General features: G+C 74.5%; 3 protein-coding genes. 2 read left to right on the top strand and 1 reads right to left on the bottom strand.

The features are described from left to right. Positions 1-103: 103 nt before the first annotated feature. Positions 104-1372 carry a GNAT family N-acetyltransferase gene (locus AC13HU_RS35190; protein WP_483046063.1) on the top strand — a complete coding sequence of 423 codons (1269 nt, stop codon included), beginning with the start codon at positions 104-106 and terminating at the stop codon, positions 1370-1372. A gap of 147 nt (positions 1373-1519) precedes the next feature. Here the strand turns inward: AC13HU_RS35190 and AC13HU_RS35185 are convergent, their stop codons facing one another. Further along, on the bottom strand, positions 1520-1930 hold the full coding sequence (locus AC13HU_RS35185; RefSeq protein ID WP_483046062.1) for a GNAT family N-acetyltransferase: 411 nt from the start codon (positions 1928-1930) through the stop codon (positions 1520-1522). Positions 1931-2014: 84 nt separating this feature from the next. Between AC13HU_RS35185 and AC13HU_RS35180 the strand changes: the two genes are divergently transcribed. Then, on the top strand, positions 2015-2787 hold a 773-nt coding region (locus tag AC13HU_RS35180; protein WP_483046061.1), incomplete at its 3' end, for a dihydrodipicolinate synthase family protein.

The following is a 2787-nucleotide window of genomic DNA, read 5'->3' as shown; positions in this document are numbered from 1 at the left end:
GCCGGTTCGGTCCGGGGCATGCCGGCCCGCGCCGGTGCAGGCCGGCCCGTCCGGGCGGATATTCGTGTGCGGGGCGCGGGGCGGCGCGCATATGGTGCCGGGCATGACTGCTGAGATCCGCACCCTCGAAGAGTCCGATGTCGCCGACTGGGTGCGGGCGCAGTACGCGGGCTTCCACCTCGGACCGTCGGTCGACGCGGAGGTGGTGGCGACCCGCCGCTCGCTGATCGACCGGAGCCGGTCCCGGGGGGCGTTCGACCGGGGCCGCTGCGTGGCGACCTTCCGCAGCATGCCCCGGGAGCTGACGGTGCCGGGCGGCGCGGCGGTGCCCGCGTCGGCGGTCACCAACGTCTCGGTGACCGCCACCCACCGGCGGCGCGGGCTGGCCGCGCGGATGATGGCCGCGGACCTCGCCGACGCGAAGGAGCGCGGGGACGCGGTGTCGATCCTGATCGCCGCCGAGTACCCGATCTACGGCCGGTTCGGCTTCGGCCCGGCGACCTGGGTGACGAACTGGGAGGTCGACGTGCCGCGGGCCGCGCTCGACCACCGCTACGCCGGGCCGGACGACGGCGGCCGGGTGGACATGGCCACCTTGGCGGAGCTGGGCGAGTTCGGCCCCGAGGTGCACGACCGGCTCAGGGCACTGACCCCGGGCGCGATCGACCGGCCGTCGCTGTGGTGGCAGCGGACCATCGGCGAGGTGCGGCTGCCGGAGTGGAAGGAACGGTTCTGCGCGCTCTACCGGGGTCCTGACGGCCAGGTCGACGGGTTCGTCCTCTGGGACGTGCAGGACCATCCCTGGCCGGGCAAGCTGCCGCGGGCGGAGCTCACGGTTTGGGACCTGATCGCGGCCAGCCCGGCCGCCGAGCAGGCGCTGTGGCGGTTCCTGCTCTCGATGGACTGGATCACCCGGATCACGTCCGGGTACCGCGCGCCCGACGACATCATGCCGCTGCTGCTGGGCGACCCGCGCGCCGCCCGCACCGAGGCGTACGCCGACTTCATGTGGCTGCGGCTGCTGGACACCCCGGCCGCGCTCGCCGCCCGCAGCTACGCGGGCGCCGCCACCGGCCTGGTGCTGGAGGTCCATGACGAGGTGCGCGACGGCGCCCGGACCACGGCGGGCCCTGCCGCCGGCCGCTTCCTGCTGGAGACCGACGGCAAGGGGGCCGCTTCCTGCACCCCTTCGTCGGCGCCCCCCGACCTGTCGCTGTCCGCCGCCGACCTCGGCTGCCTCTATCTCGGCGACGAGTCCGCGGTCCGGCTGGCCGTGCTCGGCCGGATCACCGAGCACCGCGCGCAGGCGGCCCAGGTCGCGGACACCCTCTTCCGCACCCCGCGCCGCCCGTGGTGCCCTGACACGTTCTGACCTTCGTCCTTCGTCCTCCGACCGTCCGGCGGCACCGGGCCGGTAGCAGCGCCGGCGCGGTCGGCCCGGCTCCCGGCCGACCGTGCGGCGCCGGTGTTCGAGGACGGCAACACCCCATGAACTACCAGTGGCCTGCGGGCGAGTGGGCTACGGGCTGCCGAGGGACATCCACCTGGACGGGTCGGTGAGCGGCTCGAAGCCCAACTTCGCGTAGACGCCGTGCGCGTCGGCGGTCGCGAGCATGATGCGGCGCACGTGGTACGGCGCGAGGTGGTCGCGGACAGCGGCGACCAGGGTGGTGCCCAGGCCCCGGCCGCGGGCGGCCGGATCGACGAACACGTCGCAGAGCCAGGCGAACGTGGCGAGGTCGGTGACGACACGGGCGTACCCGTGCTGCTCGCCGGTGGCCTCGTGGTACGCGCCGAAGTTGAGGGAGTTGGCCATCGCGGCCTGCTGCTTGTCGAGGGAACGGCCCTTCGCCCAGTACGAGTCGACGGACAGCCACCGGTGGATGCGGGGGACGTCGAGGCGGGCCGGATCGGCGGAGATCTCATACATGACCGGAAGCGTAGAGCTGCTTAAGAGTTCCGTGCACAACATTTAACTGGACCTTGCGCTTCTCGGCGGCGCACACTCGCAGACATGATCCACGTACCGCTGATCACACCGTTCGGGCCGGACGGGCAGGTCGACCTCGCCGCGCTGGAGCGCCTCGGGCACGACCTGCTGGACGCGGGGGCCGGCGGGCTGGTCGCCCTCGGCACCACCGCGGAGGCCGCCGCACTCGAACCGGACGAGCGGGTCGCCGTCACCGCCGCCGTCGGCCGGATCTGCCGTGCACACGGCGCCCGCTTCACCGTCGGGGTGGGCGGCGCCGGGTCCACCCGGCGGGCCGTGCGCGAGGTGGCCGCCCTCGCCGGGCTCGACGAGGTGCCCGACGCCGCGCTCGTGACCGTCCCCTCCTTCACCCGGCCTGGCGAGGCGGGGGTGCTCGCCCACTTCCGCGAGGTCGCCGCCGCGAGCCCGGTGCCCGTGCTGATCTACCACGTCCCCTACCGCACCGCGCAGCCGCTCTCCGCCGCCGCGCTCGCCGACCTCGCGGCGATCCCCGGCGTGGCAGGTGTGAAGTACGCCGCAGGGGCGGTCACCGCGGAGACCGTCGCACTTCTCGCCTCGGCGCCCGCAGGGTTCGAGGTGCTGGCCGGCGACGACATCTTCGCGCCCGCGCTGCTGGCGCTCGGCGCCCACGGCGCCATCCTGGCCTCGGCCCACCTGGCGACCGGGGAGTGGGTGGCGCTTGACGCGGCGCATACGGTCGCCGGTGCCGGTGCCGGGTCGGCCAGTGCCGTATCCGGTGCCAGTGCCGGGTCCGTATCCGCATCCGGGGAGCGTGAGGGCGGGCAGCGGCGGGAGGG

Source organism: Streptomyces sp. NH27 (assembly GCF_056859195.1).
The sequence above is the reverse complement of the archived record's forward strand: the minus strand, read 5'-3'. Positions and strand labels throughout refer to the sequence as shown.

Coding starts and splice junctions, on each gene's coding strand:
- AC13HU_RS35190 (WP_483046063.1), top strand. CDS start 104: ATGACTGCTGAGATCCGCACCCTCGAAGAGTCCGATGTCGCCGACTGG.
- AC13HU_RS35185 (WP_483046062.1), bottom strand. CDS start 1,930: ATGTATGAGATCTCCGCCGATCCGGCCCGCCTCGACGTCCCCCGCATC.